The organism is Candidatus Blochmannia vicinus, from assembly GCA_030020825.1.
GTDB classification, from domain to species: Bacteria; Pseudomonadota; Gammaproteobacteria; order Enterobacterales; family Enterobacteriaceae; genus Blochmanniella; species Blochmanniella vicinus_A.
The window spans coordinates 598,636-616,824 of record CP125213.1; the positions used below are offsets into that span (position 1 = coordinate 598,636).

15 protein-coding genes are annotated in these 18,189 nt (G+C 29.5%); 12 read left to right on the top strand and 3 right to left on the bottom strand.

From position 1 onward, the window contains the following. The first annotated feature begins 35 nt into the window (after positions 1–35). On the top strand, positions 36–1,277 hold the full coding sequence (glyA, locus tag QMA81_02565) for a serine hydroxymethyltransferase (protein WHL25162.1): 1,242 nt from the start codon (positions 36–38) through the stop codon (positions 1,275–1,277). A 102-nt stretch (positions 1,278–1,379) separates the two neighbouring features. On the opposite strand, the gene QMA81_02570 is transcribed toward glyA, so the two are convergent. Continuing rightward, positions 1,380–2,189, bottom strand: a complete 810-nt coding sequence (locus QMA81_02570) for an inositol monophosphatase family protein (protein WHL25163.1) — start codon at positions 2,187–2,189, stop codon at positions 1,380–1,382. An 856-nt stretch (positions 2,190–3,045) separates the two neighbouring features. Here QMA81_02570 and QMA81_02575 point away from each other — a divergent pair. The 6 genes from QMA81_02575 to der all read left to right on the top strand — a co-directional run bounded on the left by QMA81_02575 (position 3,046) and on the right by der (position 10,908). Continuing rightward, positions 3,046–4,215, top strand: coding sequence for an IscS subfamily cysteine desulfurase (locus tag QMA81_02575; protein ID WHL25164.1), 1,170 nt, complete (start codon positions 3,046–3,048; stop codon positions 4,213–4,215). A 498-nt stretch (positions 4,216–4,713) separates the two neighbouring features. Beyond that, positions 4,714–5,124: a nucleoside-diphosphate kinase gene (ndk, locus tag QMA81_02580; protein WHL25165.1), complete on the top strand. Its 411-nt coding sequence runs from the start codon at positions 4,714–4,716 to the stop codon at positions 5,122–5,124. A 256-nt stretch (positions 5,125–5,380) separates the two neighbouring features. Continuing rightward, positions 5,381–6,475, top strand: coding sequence for a 23S rRNA (adenine(2503)-C(2))-methyltransferase RlmN (gene rlmN, locus QMA81_02585; GenBank protein ID WHL25166.1), 1,095 nt, complete (start codon positions 5,381–5,383; stop codon positions 6,473–6,475). A 191-nt stretch (positions 6,476–6,666) separates the two neighbouring features. Beyond that, positions 6,667–7,797 (top strand): flavodoxin-dependent (E)-4-hydroxy-3-methylbut-2-enyl-diphosphate synthase, encoded by a 1,131-nt coding sequence (ispG, locus tag QMA81_02590; GenBank protein WHL25167.1) that lies wholly within the window; start codon positions 6,667–6,669, stop codon positions 7,795–7,797. Between the two features lie 18 nt (positions 7,798–7,815). Next, complete coding sequence (gene hisS, locus QMA81_02595) at positions 7,816–9,135, top strand: histidine--tRNA ligase (GenBank protein WHL25168.1); 1,320 nt, start codon at positions 7,816–7,818, stop codon at positions 9,133–9,135. Between the two features lie 345 nt (positions 9,136–9,480). Further along, complete coding sequence (gene der, locus QMA81_02600) at positions 9,481–10,908, top strand: ribosome biogenesis GTPase Der (GenBank protein WHL25169.1); 1,428 nt, start codon at positions 9,481–9,483, stop codon at positions 10,906–10,908. Positions 10,909–10,982: 74 nt separating this feature from the next. On the opposite strand, the gene mqo is transcribed toward der, so the two are convergent. Together mqo and QMA81_02610 are read right to left on the bottom strand one after the other, a co-directional pair. After that, the gene (mqo, locus tag QMA81_02605; protein ID WHL25170.1) at positions 10,983–12,551 is read right to left on the bottom strand and encodes a malate dehydrogenase (quinone); all 1,569 of its coding nucleotides are present in this window, start codon (positions 12,549–12,551) and stop codon (positions 10,983–10,985) included. Between the two features lie 348 nt (positions 12,552–12,899). Beyond that, positions 12,900–13,097, bottom strand: coding sequence for a hypothetical protein (locus tag QMA81_02610; GenBank protein ID WHL25171.1), 198 nt, complete (start codon positions 13,095–13,097; stop codon positions 12,900–12,902). A gap of 26 nt (positions 13,098–13,123) precedes the next feature. Here QMA81_02610 and guaB point away from each other — a divergent pair, with 26 nt between their 5' ends. The 5 genes from guaB (at position 13,124) to QMA81_02635 (ending at position 18,189) form a co-directional block, all read left to right on the top strand. Continuing rightward, positions 13,124–14,593 (top strand): IMP dehydrogenase, encoded by a 1,470-nt coding sequence (gene guaB / locus QMA81_02615; protein WHL25172.1) that lies wholly within the window; start codon positions 13,124–13,126, stop codon positions 14,591–14,593. Between the two features lie 99 nt (positions 14,594–14,692). Then, positions 14,693–16,306, top strand: coding sequence for a glutamine-hydrolyzing GMP synthase (guaA, locus tag QMA81_02620; GenBank protein ID WHL25173.1), 1,614 nt, complete (start codon positions 14,693–14,695; stop codon positions 16,304–16,306). 394 nt (positions 16,307–16,700) lie between these two features. Beyond that, positions 16,701–17,537: an urease accessory protein UreD gene (locus tag QMA81_02625; GenBank protein ID WHL25174.1), complete on the top strand. Its 837-nt coding sequence runs from the start codon at positions 16,701–16,703 to the stop codon at positions 17,535–17,537. Between the two features lie 15 nt (positions 17,538–17,552). Then, positions 17,553–17,855 carry an urease subunit gamma gene (locus QMA81_02630; GenBank protein WHL25175.1) on the top strand — a complete coding sequence of 101 codons (303 nt, stop codon included), beginning with the start codon at positions 17,553–17,555 and terminating at the stop codon, positions 17,853–17,855. Positions 17,856–17,880: 25 nt separating this feature from the next. Continuing rightward, positions 17,881–18,189 (top strand): urease subunit beta, encoded by a 309-nt coding sequence (locus tag QMA81_02635; protein WHL25176.1) that lies wholly within the window; start codon positions 17,881–17,883, stop codon positions 18,187–18,189.

The following is an 18,189-nucleotide window of genomic DNA, read 5'->3' on the forward strand; positions in this document are numbered from 1 at the left end:
AGTTACTATTTTCATACAAAATATAGGCGATTATTATGTCAGTATATACAAATTATGATATTGAATTATGGGAAATAATGAAACAAGAAATCTCTCGACAAGAAGAACATATTGAATTAATTGCATCTGAAAATTATGTCAGCCCACAAGTCATGAAAATACAAGGTTCCCAGCTTACCAATAAATATGCTGAAGGATATCCAAGTAAACGTTACTATGGCGGATGCAAATATATTGATATGATCGAACAATTGGGCATTGATCGTGCAAAAAAATTATTTTCTGCAGACTATGCAAATATACAACCGCACTCTGGATCTCAAGCTAATTTCTCTGTTTACAACGCCTTATTACATCCTGGAGATACTATTTTAGGTATGCACTTAAACCACGGAGGACATTTAACACATGGTTCATCAGTAAACTTTTCAGGAAAATTATATAAATCTATATTTTATGGTGTCGATGAAACTGGGTGCATTAATTACGAAGAATTATATAATTTAGCTACGATACATAAGCCAAAAATGATTATAGGAGGATTTTCTGCATACTCCGGTATTATAAATTGGTCTAAAATGCGGCAAATTGCCGATGCTGTTCAAGCATATCTATTTATTGATATGGCCCATATTGCAGGATTAGTTGCAGCAGGTATATATCCAAATCCACTACCCCATGCACATGTAGTAACTGCTACTACTCATAAAACATTAGCAGGACCAAGAGGCGGTTTAATTTTGGCTAGTGGAAGTGATGCAGAATTTTATAAAAAACTAGATGCGTCAGTTTTTCCTGGTTCTCAAGGAGGTCCATTAATGCATGTTATTGCAGCTAAAGCGATTGCCTTAAAAGAAGCAATGGATCCATCCTTTAAGTTATATCAACAAAAAGTTGTTGACCACGCTAAAATAATGGTTAAAGAATTCTTACTACGCAAATTTGAAGTAGTTTCTGGTATAACTCATAATCATCTATTTTTGTTAGATTTAAGAAACAAGAATATCACCGGAAAAGATGCTAGCACAGTCTTAGAACGTGCCAACATTATTGTTAACAAAAACAGCATACCTAATGATTATAGAAATCCTTTCATTACATCTGGCATACGTATTGGTACACCGGCAATAACCAGACGTGGTTTAAATGAAAACGACGTAAAAAAATTATCTCAGTGGATTTGTGATATACTAGACCATATTGATGATGCTGGAGTTATTTCGTCTATAAAAAATAAAGTCTCACTCATTTGTTCTCAGCATCCTATATATAGTTAACATTATAAAAATTAACTAAATAAAATCACCCTAACTGACATTCTTTTATATTGTATAAAAGTTATTTTTGACATCAATAAATATTTTTCATTAATACTTAGTTCAATCATCTATTCCAGATGATTGAACTATTGGCAAAATAGTCCGAATTATCTTTGTATTACCCGCGATTATATTTCCAAATAATAAGTAATTATCAGTCCCTGTAAAATCAACAATTAATCCTCCCGATTCACGAATAATTAAAGCGCCACTAGCCAATTTTTCATTATTAATATTTTTTAAAAAAATAGCAACACATCCATCTACACGTCCAACTGCAACATAAGCTAAATCTAATACTGTCGCCCCAGTATACCGAAAATATATGTATTTATTATTAAATTTATTTAAAAAATTAATAACCACATGATGTTTTTCACAAACACAAGATATAGCAATAATAGCTCCGTTTAAATTCTTAGCGGTACCTACACGAATCCGATAACCATTAAGCTGAGCTCCTTTTCCACGACAAGCACTAAATAGTTCATTATGGATTGGGTCATATATCACTCCTATCTCAATATGCTCTTTAAAAAAAACAGAAATAGATAAGGCAAAAAAAGGAAATTGCTTAATAAAATTAATATCACTATCTATAGATCCAATTATCCAACGAATACCCTTCTTGCAATATATATTATCACAATTGATATTATGATCATGCCATGTAGTTACAATAGTATGTAATGGATAAAATCTCCGAATAATTGTCGCAATAATATTATATGATTTTTCATTTATTTTATAAATCAAATCATTTATATAATTTGAGCGTATACTATTTTTATCTAAAAATTCATATTGTTTAACAACAAAGTCTCCAGCTTTTCTTATAGCTTGAATGGCAATATTCAACATCGGATGCATAAATTATTCATCCAGTAATTCGTCATAAATTAAAAAATAATTATAATATACATTATTATATATTGAACTAACTATGTTGTTCAAAAAAACAGACATTACATTATCTGCTCGTTATACAATACATCTTAAATATATAATCACTAAAAATCTTTAAAAACTATAAATAAGAATATTTATTTCATTTTAAATATATAGTTTATATATGTATTTAATTATTATATTGTTTATTTATATATAAATCTCAAAATGATATAAAAATCACCAATTTTATTTTTTTAACTTAATTAAAATTAAATCTTTTATGAAAATAAACTGATAACAACATAATACTACAATATATATATCAATATATAATCGTTTACATGTCTACTATTAAAAATAATACTTGTTATTTTCACTAGCAGTATTATCTTAAATAATAAATTTTTTACTATCATTTTAAACAACAAATACTTTAATCATTTATTTTTATATAAAAGTACACTAAATATTTAGCACAATATTTTGTTATATTTTATTAAAAATAACATCTCTTAAATCAATTAATTCAAATGACTAGTAACCTTAGTACAACACAATACGCATATCTTTTTCAATTAAATAGTCGAATACATATGTATATATACCTAAATTAAATCACTTACAAAATAAAAATAAAAAAAAGCAGGTTTTATTGCTTTATATAGTAATGAATAATAATTTCATATAGAATAACGTTTCTGACATGGAATATACATTCCAAGTAAAACAAATATATATTTATATACATATAATTAATCTATTATATAAATCAAAATGACTGCTATAATTTTATTTGTATATCAAAACAAAATTTTTATTTTTGGAGCATTATTAGATGAAGTTACCAATATATTTTGATTATGCTGCTACTACTCCGGTAGACCCCAGAGTAGTAGAAAAAATGACACAATATTTTACCCTAGACGGAATATTTGGTAACCCGTCTTCTCGTTCTCATTATTATGGATGGAAAGCAGAAGAAGCTGTAGATGTAGCTCGTAAACAAATTGCTCGGTTAATAGGAGCTGAATCAAACGAAATAATTTTTACTTCAGGCGCTACTGAATCAGTAAATTTAGCTATTAAAGGAATAGCTCAAGCTAATCATAAAAAAGGTAAACATATTATTACAAGTATGACAGAACATAAATCAGTCTTAGATACCTGTCAATATCTTGAAAATAAAGGATTTAAAATTACCCGCGTAATTCCACAACCCAGCGGATTAATTAATTTTAATCAAATCAGTAATGCTCTCCGTGAGGATACAATCTTATTATCTATTATGCATGTAAATAATGAAATCGGAATCATTCAAGACATCACAAAAATTGGTAAATTATGTCGTCTAAACGACATAATATTTCATGTAGATGCAACGCAAAGCGTTGGAAAATTGCATATTGATCTATCTGTATTACCAGTAGATTTAATGTCTTTCAATGGACATAAATTATACGGGCCAAAAGGTATCGGTGGCTTGTACGTTCGAAGAGATAGACATCCAAAAATTGATATTACTGCTCAAATACATGGCGGAGGACATGAGTATGGTATACGTTCTGGAACATTGCCAGTTCATCAAATTGTCGGAATGGCCGAAGCATATCGTTTAGCTGAAGAAAATATGACAACAGAAATGATTTATTTAAAAAAAATGAGAAACCGTTTATGGAAAGGATTACAACAAATTGAAGGAGTATTGATTAATGGTGATTTAGATCATAGTATAGGTACATTATTAAATATTAGTTTTAGTCATATCGACGGAGAAACGCTAATGATAGCATTAAAAGATTTTGCATTATCCTCTGGATCTGCTTGCGCCTCTGGTACTTTAAATCCATCACACGTGTTACAAGCTTTAGGGAGAAATAATGAACTAGCATATAATTCAATCAGATTTTCTTTAGGACGATTTACAACTGAAGAAGAAATAGAATACGCTATTCATCACATTGTCGCTACTGTTGTTAAATTAAACGCAATGATAAACCTGTTATAAGAGTTGATAATACTAAAAAATAATTAATTTATTCTCAAACACGCAATTATTAAAATAACAATATATATATAAAAAAAAAAATTAGGAATGTTATTAACGTTATTTACGTATATAAATAACAAATAATTTTTAAAAATCTTCTGTACTTTCAAGTTCTTATTTTTATATACTTTTATTATTAAATATTTCAAATAACTAATTATGGCTTAAATATTAATTATTTATAGTTATTTAATGTAAATTACAAATATTTCATAAATATTAATTATAAATAATAAGAATTACTAATATGAATATCTTAGTTGTATAATTAGGTTAATAAAAATTTTATAAAAACATTATACAATATGTTAAACTGGCATGTTTCTACTTTAAAATTTAACCTTTAATATTACCATTAACTAAGTAGATTTTCTACCAAACATACATTGATACTAAAATTTTTGTTTTGTATACTTGTATTATATCACCTTAAAATAAAAACTGACAGGGAGTTTTATGATTTTTAAAGAACATACACTATCGATTATAAAACCTGATGCGATTGCGAAAAATATAATAGGATCTATAATTAGTAGATTTGAAACTGCTGGTCTTTCTGTTATAGAAGCTAAGATACTAACACTAACGTGTATACAAGCTTCTGAGTTTTATTGTGAACATCAAAAAAAATATTTTTTTGAAAGCTTAATAAATTTTATGATTTCTGGCCCAATATTTGTACAAATACTATCAGGTAATAATTCAATACAACGAAGTAGAGAAATAATGGGGGCCACTAATCCAAAGCATGCGTTAGCAGGAACTATTAGATCTGACTATGGTTATGATTGTACTAAAAATGCTATTCATGGATCAGATTCTAAGAAATCAGCTATGCGTGAAATTCATTATTTCTTTAATACATGAAAATACACACTTATAAACACTGTACTACAAATAATCAAAATTGAACAATTGTAAAATTATATACAGAACACAGTTTTAAGCACCAAAATTAACTGATAATAATGGTATTAAACATAAAAAATACAAATAAATTTTTTAAAAACATAAAACCAACAAATTATAATTTAATTAATCTTATGTTGCTCCCATCCTAGTTTGACATTAAATTAATAATCAATATAAATTTTTATAAAAATAATCGTTAGAGATATATTTAATGTGTATAAAAAAAATTAATTTACTTAATATGAACAAAGAAGAATTAACAATTTTTTTCTCCAAATTAGGTGAAAAACCTTTCCGTTCTCATCAAATAATGAGATGGATATACCACTACTATTGTGATGATTTCAATCAAATGACAAATTTAAGTACATCTTTAAAAATAAAATTAAATCAAATAGCAGAAATTCGCGCACCAATAATTACAAAAAAACAACTATCTTCAGATGGAACGATTAAATGGGCAATGAAAGTTGGTCAACAACAAATAGAAACAGTTTATATTCCTGAAAATATACGAACCACATTATGTATTTCATCGCAAATTGGGTGTCCTTTAGGATGTAGTTTTTGTGGAACAGCAAAGCAAGGATTTAACAGAAATTTAAATGTATCAGAAATTATTGGTCAAATTTGGAGAATATCAAAAATCATTGCTCTAAATAAACACATTAAAATAAAAAATAATCCTCCTATTACTAACATAGTATTTATGGGAATGGGAGAACCATTACTAAACATTATTAACGTGGTATCTGCAATAAAAATTATGTTAGATAATCTTGGTTTTGGATTTTCAAAACGACATATCACTATTTCAACTGCAGGAGTTGTCCCGGGCATAACAAAACTAAAAGATATGATTGATATACCGCTAGCTATATCTCTACACGCCCCAAATGATCTCATCAGAAACAAGATTATGCCAATTAACAAAAAATATAATATTAATAGTGTATTAGAAGCAACGCGCGAATATTTAAAACAAACTAAGGCTAATCAAGGACGAGTAACGATAGAATATATATTATTAGATCATATTAATGATGAAATTTTACACGCCCATCAACTAGCAAAAAAACTTAAAGATATACCATGTAAAATTAATTTAATTCCATGGAACCCAATTCCAAACGTACAATACACATGTAGCTCCCATATTCGTACTCACTCGTTTCTTAAAGTTTTATTAAAATATAACATAGTAACTATTATAAGAAAAATAAGAGGCGCAGATATTAATGCTGCTTGTGGACAGCTAACAGGAGAAGTCATTAACCGTATAAATTATAATATGATTCATCATTAAACTAATACCAACACAATTAGTAATATGATTTCTGTTTATAATCAGGTCTTTTAATTTAGGAAAATCAATATACTTAAAAAAAATGGAATTATTTAATGTACAAGTAATGACCAATAAACACATAAATAAATAATATTTATACACATAATCATTATTTATCAGTTTAATAATATAAAAACATTGGAGAAATTATGAATAATATCGCGAACATTATTCGCCGAAAGTCTACACGTATTTATATTGGTAATATTCCTATTGGAGATGGAGCACCTATTGCAGTGCAATCCATGGTCAACACTCGTACTATAAACATATTAGAAACAGTTAAACAAATCAATGCTTTAAAAAAAGCAGGAGTAGACATCGTTCGAGTATCAATACCTACCATGGACGCAGCTGAAGCCTTCAAAATAATTAAACAGAAAACAGTTGATGTTCCATTAATAGCAGACATTCATTTTGATTATCGAATTGCATTAAAAGCAGCTGAGTATGGAGCAGATTGTTTACGTATTAATCCTGGTAATATCGGAAATAATAAACGTATCCGATCTGTAGTACATTGTGCCCAAGATAAGAATATACCTATTCGAATTGGTATAAACTCTGGTTCTCTTGAACGCGATTTACAAAAAAAATATGATGGAAATCCAACAGAACATATTTTATTAGAATCAGCAATGAGACACGTAGATATTTTAGACAAATTAAACTTCCATCAATTTAAAGTCAGCGTCAAATCTTCCGACGTACTAATAACGGTAGAAGCATACCGTATATTAGCATCTAAAATAGATCAACCATTGCACATAGGTCTTACTGAATCAGGAGCTTTACGTAATGGCACAGTAAAATCTGCAATAGCTTTAGGTTTCTTATTACACGAAGGGATCGGAGATACAATACGTATATCATTAGCCGCAGATCCCATAGAAGAAGTGAAGGTAGCATTTGACATTTTGAGAGTCTTAAAGATTCGTACTCATGGCATTAATTTTATAGCTTGTCCAGGTTGCGCCCGACAAGAATTTAACGTAATTAATGTGGTTAATACTTTAGAACAGAAAGTAAGCGATATTACAACACCCATGGATATATCTATTATTGGATGTGTAGTCAATGGACCAGGAGAAGCAGTAAAATCAACAATTGGAGTCGCCGGTGCACGTAATAAAAGTGGTATATATGAGGATGGTATACGACAACAAAAAAGGTGTGATAATGTATCAATCGTTGAAGAATTAGAACGACGTATTAGAGCTAAATCGGAATCAATAAATAAAAATAATCCTGCTACTTACCATATCAAACATAATAAATAAATAATTCAAGAGTAATACATGAATAAATATAATACGAAGATCCAATCTATTCGTGGCATGCATGATTGTTTGCCACAAGATATAACTATATGGCAATACGTAGAAAATACATTTAAAACTATACTAAATAGTTATGGATATAAAGAAATCAGATTTCCTATTGTTGAAAATACAAATTTATTCAAACGCTCAATTGGAGAAATGACAGATGTAATAGAAAAAGAAATGTATAGCTTTGATGATCGCAATAAGAATAACTTAACATTACGCCCAGAAGGAACATCTGGATGCGTGCGAGCAGGTATCGAACACGGCTTATTTTATAAAAAAGAACAACGTCTATGGTACCTTGGGCCAATGTTCCGATATGAACGCCCTCAAAAAGGACGTTATAGACAATTTCATCAGTTTAGTGCCGAAGCTTTTGGGCAAATAGGACCCGATATAGATGTTGAATTAATTTTAATTACTGCTCGTTGTTGGAAGCAATTAGGGATCAACCATCATTTATCATTAGAATTGAATTCAATCGGCTCATTATCATCTAGATTAAATTATCGAAAAAAATTAATAACTTTTTTAGAAAAAAACTCAAACAATTTAGATCATAATGATTTACGTCGTTTATACTCTAATCCCATGCGCATATTAGATACAAAAAATAGTAAAACTAAAGAATTATTACTTCATGCTCCCATATTAAGTGAGTATTTAGATAATGATTCACGTACTCATTTTTCTGAGCTATGTCAATTATTAGATCTATTAGAAATACCATACACAGTTAATCCATATTTAGTACGCGGTTTAGATTATTACAACAAAACAGTTTTTGAATGGGTTACCGATAGCTTAGGAGTAAAAAAAACTATCTGTGCTGGTGGCCGTTACGATGAATTAGTGCAGGAATTAGGAGGAGATGCAGTCCCTGCTGTAGGATTTTCTATAGGATTAGAACGTGTGATTTTATTAATGCGAGAAATCGATAATAATTCTTTTTTAAATAAAAATAATACATACATCGATATTGATGTCTACTTAATTAGCTTAGGAGATAATTCTAAAAAATATTCAATACAACTATCTGAACATATTCATTCAATATTGCCATCTTTACGATTAATGGTACACCACGGAAAAAATAATATAAAAAGACAACTGCATTCTGCTAACAAATATAAAACAAGAACCATATTAATCATAAATGAGAAAAATTATCTTACAAAAACGGTTATATTAAAAAATTTACAGTTAGGCACTAAAGAAACATTACAACACGATGAAGTTATTGAAAGATTAAGAAACATATTATTTATAAATCACATTCATAAAAAGTAAATAATAAACACACTACTTAATTTTTAATATAGCTATATTATTTATTTATTTAATTCTTGTAATCACATTATAATATGAATGTGTTTCAATACAAAGTAATATCTAACAACCCATGATAGAGCACAAAATATCTAAATCTCCTGTTATAAATAATCCTTTTGAAATTTACAAATTCAAGTTATTAAACTACATCACAATCATAAATTGTGATTACTATAAATCACTCTACTCATTCTACTATAATAGAATATACAATTACTAAAAAAACAAGATAATTTCATTATGTTGCCTAATATACTGATATTATCACTTATAGATATATATATTCTTGTTATGGATTAAAAAATGTTTCCTATTATCACATTAATTGGACAAAAAAATGTAGGAAAATCTACTTTATTTAATAAATTAACACACACACATAATGCTTTAATTTCTGATTATCCAGGATTAACTCGAGACCGTCAATATGGTTACTTTCAATGCAAACAATTTAAATCTATTCTAATAGACACTGGAGGCATTGACAGACTACATTGCAATATAAAAAAAGAAGATATTCAAAATTATATAACTCATCAAACAATTTTATCAATACAAGAAGCTGACATCATACTTTTCCTTATGGATAGACAATCTATAGCAACATCTGTAAATTATGATATTTTTAATTTTTTAAAAAAATTAAAAAAACCTATATTTATTGTTATTAATAAAATTGATAATATTCCACATCATATCCATAATATAGGATGGGATTGTTATTCTTTTGGTATAAAAAATATCATCTTTATTTCTGCAATTCATGGAAACGGAATTAATAATTTATTAGAAAATATATCTCTACTAATTTCAAAAAATATATTTAATTGCAAAAATAATATATCTAAAAATAATTTAAATACAACTATTAATAAAAAATACATAAATTCATCATCATATAACGAAAAAAATGATCCTGCTACTACCATTACGTTAGCTGTTGTAGGACGACCTAACTCCGGAAAATCTACTTTTATTAATCATATTTTAGGAAAAGATCGTATGATAACCTGTAATATACCAGGGACTACTCGAAATTGCATGCATATACCTATTATATACAATAAACAAAAATATACACTAATTGATACAGCAGGAGTACGAAAAAGAAATAAAATAGACGACATAGCGGAAAAGATTTCTGTTTCTAAAACACTTCAAATCATTAAGACTGCGCACATCCTGTTATTTATGGGAGATGTAGATCAAGGTATATCTGACCAAGATCTATACTTATTACGGTTTATTGTAAATAATGGCAAGGCATTAATAATCATTTTTAATAAATGGGATAAAATATCCTCAAATTTACATCAAAAAACCAAGAAAAACCTATACGAAAAAATAAATTTTATTAATTTTACCAAAATACACTTCATTTCAGCATTGTACGGTAATGGTATTAAGACATTATTTCAATCAATTAAAGAAACACACCTACATTTACAGTTTACAAAAACTATTAGCACCACGCGTTTAATCAATATTCTACATGAAGCTGTTTCCAAATCCCCCCCTCCCCTGCTATATGGTAGAAGAATCAAACCCAAATATGTTCACGTTGGAAAACATAATCCATTAACTTTGATAATTCATGGAAATCATGTTAGCAAATTACCTAACAGTTATAAACAGTATTTAAAAAAATATTTCTATCGTATATTAAATATTACAGGTATTTTATTAACCATACAATTTAAAGACACCACTAATCCATTTATTAACAAATAAAAAACTATTTTCAATATTATTGAATACATATAATAAAAAATACTGCTAATTTTATACTCAAAATCCTCTAATTATTAATACCCCATATTTGTACGATTTGTCGCTTCCATATAATTTAATTCCAAAACATTACAAGTATACCGTCTAATTTTATTTAGCAAAATAATATTACCATCTAATTTACTAGTATATGACGGTATCATAGCTATAATTTTATTTTTCCAAGAATCACTATTAATTTCACTATTGAACATCGTACTTAAAAGTTCCAATATTATCGAAACTACAGTAGACGCTCCAGGAGATGCGCCAAGAAGTGCTGATAAAGTTCCATCATTAGAACTAACCACCTCTGTTCCAAATTGTAACACACCTCTTTTTTCATTATTCCTTTTAATAATTTGAACGCGCTGTCCTGCCTTAACTAAAGTCCAATCTGACGGATTAACTGTCGGATAATATTCTTTAAGTGCATTAATACGTTGCATATCCGACATAATTAATTGACCAATTAAATATTTCAACAAATCAAAATTATCTATCCCAGCCTGAAATATTGGAATTAAATTATATTTATTTAAAGAATGAAATAAATCTAACCATGATCCATATTTTAAAAATTTGCTGCTAAAAGTAGCAAATGGACCAAATAATAAAACCTTATTACCATCTAATATCCTAGTATCTATATGCGGCACCGACATTGGAGGAGTATTAACAGGTGCTTTTCCATATACCTTTGCTAAATGTTGTGCGACTATTTCCTTGTTTTTTGTAACTAAAAACTGACCACCTACTGGAAATCCAGCATACCCCCTAACTTCCGGAACCCCAGAATTCTGCAAAAGACTAATTGATTTTCCTCCAGCCCCTATAAACACATAACTTGCACGAATACACTTTTTTTGACTATATCGTCGATCAATTATATGCACATCCCAAGTTGCATCAAAATTATGTTTTATACGATCAACATCATGCTGTAAATATAATTTAAAATTTAAACTTTTCTTTAACTCACTCAATAACTGTTTAGTAAGTGCTCCAAAATTAATATCCGTACCCATTTCCATACGAGTAGCCGCTACTTTTTGAGACATGCTACGTCCATTAATAACAAGAGGAACCCACTTATGAATTTGCTGCAAATCTTCAGAATACATCATCCCACTAAACAAAATACTATTTTGCAATGCTCGAAAACGTTTTTTTAAAAAAGCTACATTCTCGTCCCCCCAAACAAAACTCATATGTGGCACATTGTTAATAAAAGAACTTGGATTATTAAGAACTTTTGTTTGTACTAAATATGCCCAAAACTGACGCGACATTTCAAAAGCTTCATTAACAGCAACAGCTTTTGAAATGTCGACAGAAGAACGATCTTTAGAATCATATTGAGTATAATTAAGTTCACAAAATGCTGCATGACCAGTTCCAGCATTATTCCATACATTAGAACTTTCTCGGGCCGGTTCATCAAGACGTTCATATATATGAATTTTCCAGGTTGGCTCAAGAATTGTTAAAAACATAGCAAAAGTAGCGCTCATGATGCCAGCGCCAACCAACACTACATCCACAGAAGAATCAATTTTAATTAAGTGATGTTGTTTATTACCCACAACTACAATATTACTCATTTTGTATCACTCAATAACACTATCTCACCTTAACAACACCATAATCAACATACTTATTTTTATAAGTCTGTTGTAGTACAAACAATTCAAAATCAGCAACAACACACACATCTAAAAAATAACTCTCTAAATATACCATATCTCAATATTTAATTACATATTAAACTTTAAATACAATACAAAGCAACATCCAATCAAAATTAAAATTACTAAATAAGACATATAAACTACTAAATTAAAATTTACTATCAACTAACAAATCTATACATAAATATTTTATACAAAAGTGCTCATAGTAACAATACTTACGCAACAACATACATGCAATTTCAACAAGATTTATAATTATTAATTTTCAAATAACTTACATACTAAAACTTGATTAATTACACAATTCATGATAAAACTAACGCCGTTAGGGCACGAGGGTTCCTCTCTCCAGATAGCTATATAGCTATCTGCTAAATTGTGTCGTATTGGTGTCGTGGTGGGTTGGATTGATTTTGTTTTGGTTGAGTTATTTTGGGTGCTTATGCGGTTTTCCATTTGAAAAGTTGTGTAGTATAATGTTTATGTTTTCTTTTGATAAAGAAGCTTTAACTTTTGATGATGTGCTTATTGTGCCGTCTTATTCGAAAGTTCTTCCTGCAGAGACGGTTTTAGATAGTTTAATAACTAGTTCTGTTTCTTTGAATATTCCTATTGTGTCTTCGGCTATGGATACAGTAACAGAATCAGGTTTAGCTATTGCTTTAGCACAGGAAGGCGGTATAGGTTTTATTCATAAAAATATGTCTTTGGCGCATCAAATCAATGAGGTACGTCGTGTTAAACGTTATGAAAGTGGAATAGTAGCTAATCCGCAGTGTGTTACTCCTGATACAACTTTATTACAAGTGAGAGAATTAACTTCTCGTAATGGGTTTGCTGGTTATCCTGTTGTGATGGGTGCAAATGAATTAGTAGGGATAGTTACAAGTCGTGATGTTAGATTTGTAAGTGATTTATCAAATTGTGTTTCTTCTGTTATGACTCCTAAGGAGCGTTTGGTTACAGTATTAGAAAAAGAAAATCGAAAAATAGTATTAAGCAAAATGCATGATAAGAGAGTGGAAAAAATTTTATTAGTTGATTCTTTGTTTCGTCTTAAAGGTATGATTACTGCAAAAGATTTTGAAAAAGCAGAGCGTAAGCCACATGCATGTAAAGATGATTATGGACGACTTAGAGTAGGCGCTGCTGTTGGAGTAGGGAGTGATTGTATAGAACGTGTTGTAGGGTTAGTTGATGCTGGTTTAGATGTATTGTTAGTTGATTCTTCGCATGGACATTCAGATGGGGTTTTAAAGTGTATTACAGCTATTAGAAACTTATATCCTAATTTGCCTATTGTGGGAGGTAATGTTGTTACTAAAGATGGTGCTTTAGCATTAGTAAAATCTGGTGTTAGTGCTGTGAAAGTTGGTGTTGGGCCTGGTTCTATTTGTACAACTCGTATTGTTACTGGTGTAGGAATTCCTCAAATTACTGCTATTTCTAATGTATCAAAAGCATTAAAAAATACAGATATTCCGATTATTGCAGATGGGGGTATTAGATTTTCTGGAGATATTGCTAAAGCAATTGCCGCTGGTGCTCACTGTGTGATGATTGGTTCGTTGCTAGCAGGAACAGAAGAATCGCCAGGAGATATAGAATTTTATCAGGGTAGGTCTTTTAAAACTTACCGTGGAATGGGTTCTTTAGGAGCTATGAATCAGGGATCTGCTGATCGTTATTTTCAACAACAGGATATTGTTGCCGCTTGTAAATTGGTTCCAGAAGGTATAGAGGGACGTGTTCCTTATAAAGGTAAATTGGAAACTATTGTACATCAATTAATGGGGGGTTTACGATCTTGTATGGGTTTAACAGGTTGTATGACTATTTGCGATTTAAGAACACAGACTAAATTTATTCGTGTAAGTCATTCTAGTATGCAAGAAAGTCATGTACATGATGTAATTATAACAAAAGAATCCCCTAATTATCGTTTAAGATAATTATTTATTTGTGTATTATGTGTACTATAGGTAATAGTTATTATATTTATTTAGTTTAGGATGTACTATTAATTATTAAATATTTTGGTTAGATAATAGATGGTTACTTTATACAATAAAATAGACCATAATATAAAATGCAGTGATTACCGTATTTTAGTAATAGATTTTGGATCTCAATATACTCAATTATTATTAAGAAGAATCCGTGAGTTGGGTGTGTATTCTGAACTTTTTTCTTGGAACATTAGTGAGTCTCAAATAAGTGCATTTAATCCCAATGGAATTATTCTTTCGGGAGGTCCTCATAGTGTAGTTAATCTTCATTTTCCATGTATTCCTGCATTTGTATTTCAATTGGGTATACCTATATTTGGAATTTGTTATGGTATGCAGATTATGTCGCAACAGTTGGGTGGCGAGGTACAGCATTTAACTACTCAACGTGAGTTTGGTTGTACTCAAATAACACTCATTACTGAAAGTATTCTTACAAATGATATGTATGATTATGTTGATAGTATTACAGGTTATTCGGTACTGGATGTGTGGATGAGTCATGGAGATATAGTTACTACTGTCCCTAAAGGTTTTACTGTTATTGGTATTAATAAATATCATCAAGTTGCAGTTATGGCTAATGAGGATCGTCGATTATATGGTGTACAGTTTCATCCAGAAGTTACTCATACTAAACAAGGGAAAAATATTTTAGAGCGTTTTATTATGTGTATTTGCTCTTGTAAATCTTCATGGAAGATCGCTAATATTATCGATAATATTGTTATGGATATTCGTGTAAAGGTGGGTAATGATAAAGTAGTGCTTGGATTTTCAGGTGGTATTGATTCTCTTATTACAGCTTTATTATTGAGACGTGCCATTGGTTGTCAGTTTATTTGTATGTTTATTGACAATGGATTATTATTACATCGTGAATTTGATCGGATTAAGGATTTTTGTAATAAAAATTATGGTTTAGATATTATTTATGTGCCAAAAGAACAGTTGTTTTTAGATGCTTTAATTGGAGTTGTTGATCCAGAGGAAAAAAGAAGAGTAATTGGTAGGATTTTTACAGAAGTTTTTGAAGAACAAATTAGTAATTTGGTACCTACTATAAAATGGTTAGTTCAAGGTACTATATATTCGGATGTTATTGAATCTGGAGTGTCGTTGTTTTCTTTTAAAAATGTAATTAAGTCGCACCATAATGTGAGTTGTTTCTCAGGTATTGTGAATGTTCAATTGTTAGAGCCTATAAGGAACTTATTTAAAGATGAAGTTCGTAGCATTGGATTAGAATTAGGATTACCTCATAATATAGTATATCGTTATCCGTTTCCAGGGCCTGGTTTAGCTATTAGAATTTTGGGAGAGGTAAGAAGAGAATATTGTGATATTTTACGAAAGGTAGATTTTATTTTTATTGAGGAACTTAAGCGTGATAATTTGTATTACAAGATTAGTCAGGCTTTTGCAGTTTTTTTACCGATACATTCAGTGGGTATACAAGGAGATCAGCGTAAGTATGAGTGGGTAATTTCTTTGCGTGCAGTGGAAACTGTTGATTTTATGACGGCACGATGGGCTTATTTGTCTTATGATTTTTTAAATAAAGTATCTAATCGTATTGTTAATGAGGTTGAGGGAATATCTCGTGTAGTGTATGATATTTCTTCTAAACCTCCAGCTACTATTGAATGGGAATAAATGTGTATATTCTTGTATAAGTTTAAAGATTTTAATAATTTAAATTGGTTTATTCTATTGTTGATTTGATAGTTTGAGATGTTTGTATATTATTATAATAATAAGGTATTATATAGTTTGTGTCTGTTTATCGTTGATGAAAGTGTCGGTGAAAGTATATGTTATTTATAGTTTTTTGTAAAATGTGTGTATCTAAAGATTGTTTATTTATATAAATCCATAGTATATTATTATTATATGATACAATTTCTACTTTAGAAATAAAAGTACGTATATTTAAACGAGTATGTGTATATATGTTATACATAATAAAATGGATGTGTTTTTTTTGTAAGAGAAATTTTTTGTATGGGTTTTGTTTTAACTTTTAAAATTATTTTGTGTTTAATTTTTAATGAATAATAAGTTATCTCAGAATTTGATTGATGGTTGGTTAGGAGCGCTGGAGTTAAATTTTGCTTTACGTAAGGGTCGTAGCGTGCTAACTAAATGTAAGAATATTGGTCCGTTTTATGTTAAAAAGTGTTTTTATTCTAAAAATGATAATACCCCACATGTATATTTATTGCATCCTCCTGGTGGATTAGTTGGGGGAGACAAATTGACACTGGATGTTAAATTGGAATCGGGCAGTAGAGCATTATTGACGACACCTGGTTCTTCTAAATTTTATCGTAGTAATGGAATTTGCGCAGTTCAGAAGCACACATTTACATTAGATTGTAATACTGCTTTGGAATGGGTCCCTCAAAGCAGTATTTTTTTTCCTAAAACAAAGGCAAAAATAGATACCACTTTTATTATAGGACAAGGATCTAGAATTATATCATTCGAAATGTTATGTTTTGTGAATTCATCATTAGGTATTTATGTTTATCCAGAAGAAGTAGAGATTTTTCTAAATATTTGTTTGGCTAATTCTGTTGGTTTACAAGAAAGATTTCAGGTTAATGAGTCGAATTGTATTATGAAATTAGGTGGCTTTAAAATGAGCGCTTTACTTTTTGCTATTCCGTCGGATGAAAAAATATTAGATACGGTTCGTAAACTTATTACGTCGGTTAAATATTTTCAAGTTGGAGGTGCTACATTATTGGATAATATTCTTGTAGTGCGACTATTGGGTAATGATAATCAATGTTTAAGAAAATTGCTGTGTCATATTTGGTATACTATACGTCCTTTTGTAATTGGAAGAGAAGTTACAATACCTCGTATTTGGTCGACATGAGTAGAGAATTTATATATGAAGCTATTACCCCGTGAAAAAGATAAATTATTATTGTTTACGGCAGCATTACTGGCAGAAAGGCGCCGTAATAGAGGTTTGAAATTAAATTATCCAGAAGCAATAGCATTGATTAGTTCTGTAATTTTAGAGGGAGCACGTGAAGGAAAAAATGTCTCTGAATTAATGGATATAGGCAAGAACGTATTAACTAGAGACGATGTTATGTTGGGAGTGCCTGAAATGATTACTGATGTACAAGTGGAAGCTACTTTTACTGATGGAACTAAATTAGTAACGGTACATGATCCGATAATTTAATAATAGCTAAATGAGTATATTTATTATGATACCAGGTGAATTCTATATTTCCGAGGGTAATATAGAATTAAATGTCGGAAGACAGCGAGTTTCAGTAACTGTTATTAATTATGGAGATAGACCTGTACAAATTGGTTCTCATTTTCATTTTTATGAAGTTAATCCTGCTTTAAAATTTAATCGTGTTCTTGTTCGTGGTTTTCGTTTAAATATTCCGTCAGGAACGGCAATACGGTTTGAGCCAGGGCAGTCTAGAACTGTAGAGCTTGTGAAATATACAGGAGTATGTAAAATTTATGGATTTTGCAAAGCTATTATGGGTAAGTTGGATTAA

Coding starts and splice junctions, on each gene's coding strand:
- glyA (WHL25162.1), top strand. CDS start 36: ATGTCAGTATATACAAATTATGATATTGAATTATGGGAAATAATGAAA.
- QMA81_02570 (WHL25163.1), bottom strand. CDS start 2,189: ATGCATCCGATGTTGAATATTGCCATTCAAGCTATAAGAAAAGCTGGA.
- QMA81_02575 (WHL25164.1), top strand. CDS start 3,046: ATGAAGTTACCAATATATTTTGATTATGCTGCTACTACTCCGGTAGAC.
- ndk (WHL25165.1), top strand. CDS start 4,714: ATGATTTTTAAAGAACATACACTATCGATTATAAAACCTGATGCGATT.
- rlmN (WHL25166.1), top strand. CDS start 5,381: ATGTGTATAAAAAAAATTAATTTACTTAATATGAACAAAGAAGAATTA.
- ispG (WHL25167.1), top strand. CDS start 6,667: ATGAATAATATCGCGAACATTATTCGCCGAAAGTCTACACGTATTTAT.
- hisS (WHL25168.1), top strand. CDS start 7,816: ATGAATAAATATAATACGAAGATCCAATCTATTCGTGGCATGCATGAT.
- der (WHL25169.1), top strand. CDS start 9,481: ATGTTTCCTATTATCACATTAATTGGACAAAAAAATGTAGGAAAATCT.
- mqo (WHL25170.1), bottom strand. CDS start 12,551: ATGAGTAATATTGTAGTTGTGGGTAATAAACAACATCACTTAATTAAA.
- QMA81_02610 (WHL25171.1), bottom strand. CDS start 13,097: ATGGAAAACCGCATAAGCACCCAAAATAACTCAACCAAAACAAAATCA.
- guaB (WHL25172.1), top strand. CDS start 13,124: ATGTTTTCTTTTGATAAAGAAGCTTTAACTTTTGATGATGTGCTTATT.
- guaA (WHL25173.1), top strand. CDS start 14,693: ATGGTTACTTTATACAATAAAATAGACCATAATATAAAATGCAGTGAT.
- QMA81_02625 (WHL25174.1), top strand. CDS start 16,701: ATGAATAATAAGTTATCTCAGAATTTGATTGATGGTTGGTTAGGAGCG.
- QMA81_02630 (WHL25175.1), top strand. CDS start 17,553: ATGAAGCTATTACCCCGTGAAAAAGATAAATTATTATTGTTTACGGCA.
- QMA81_02635 (WHL25176.1), top strand. CDS start 17,881: ATGATACCAGGTGAATTCTATATTTCCGAGGGTAATATAGAATTAAAT.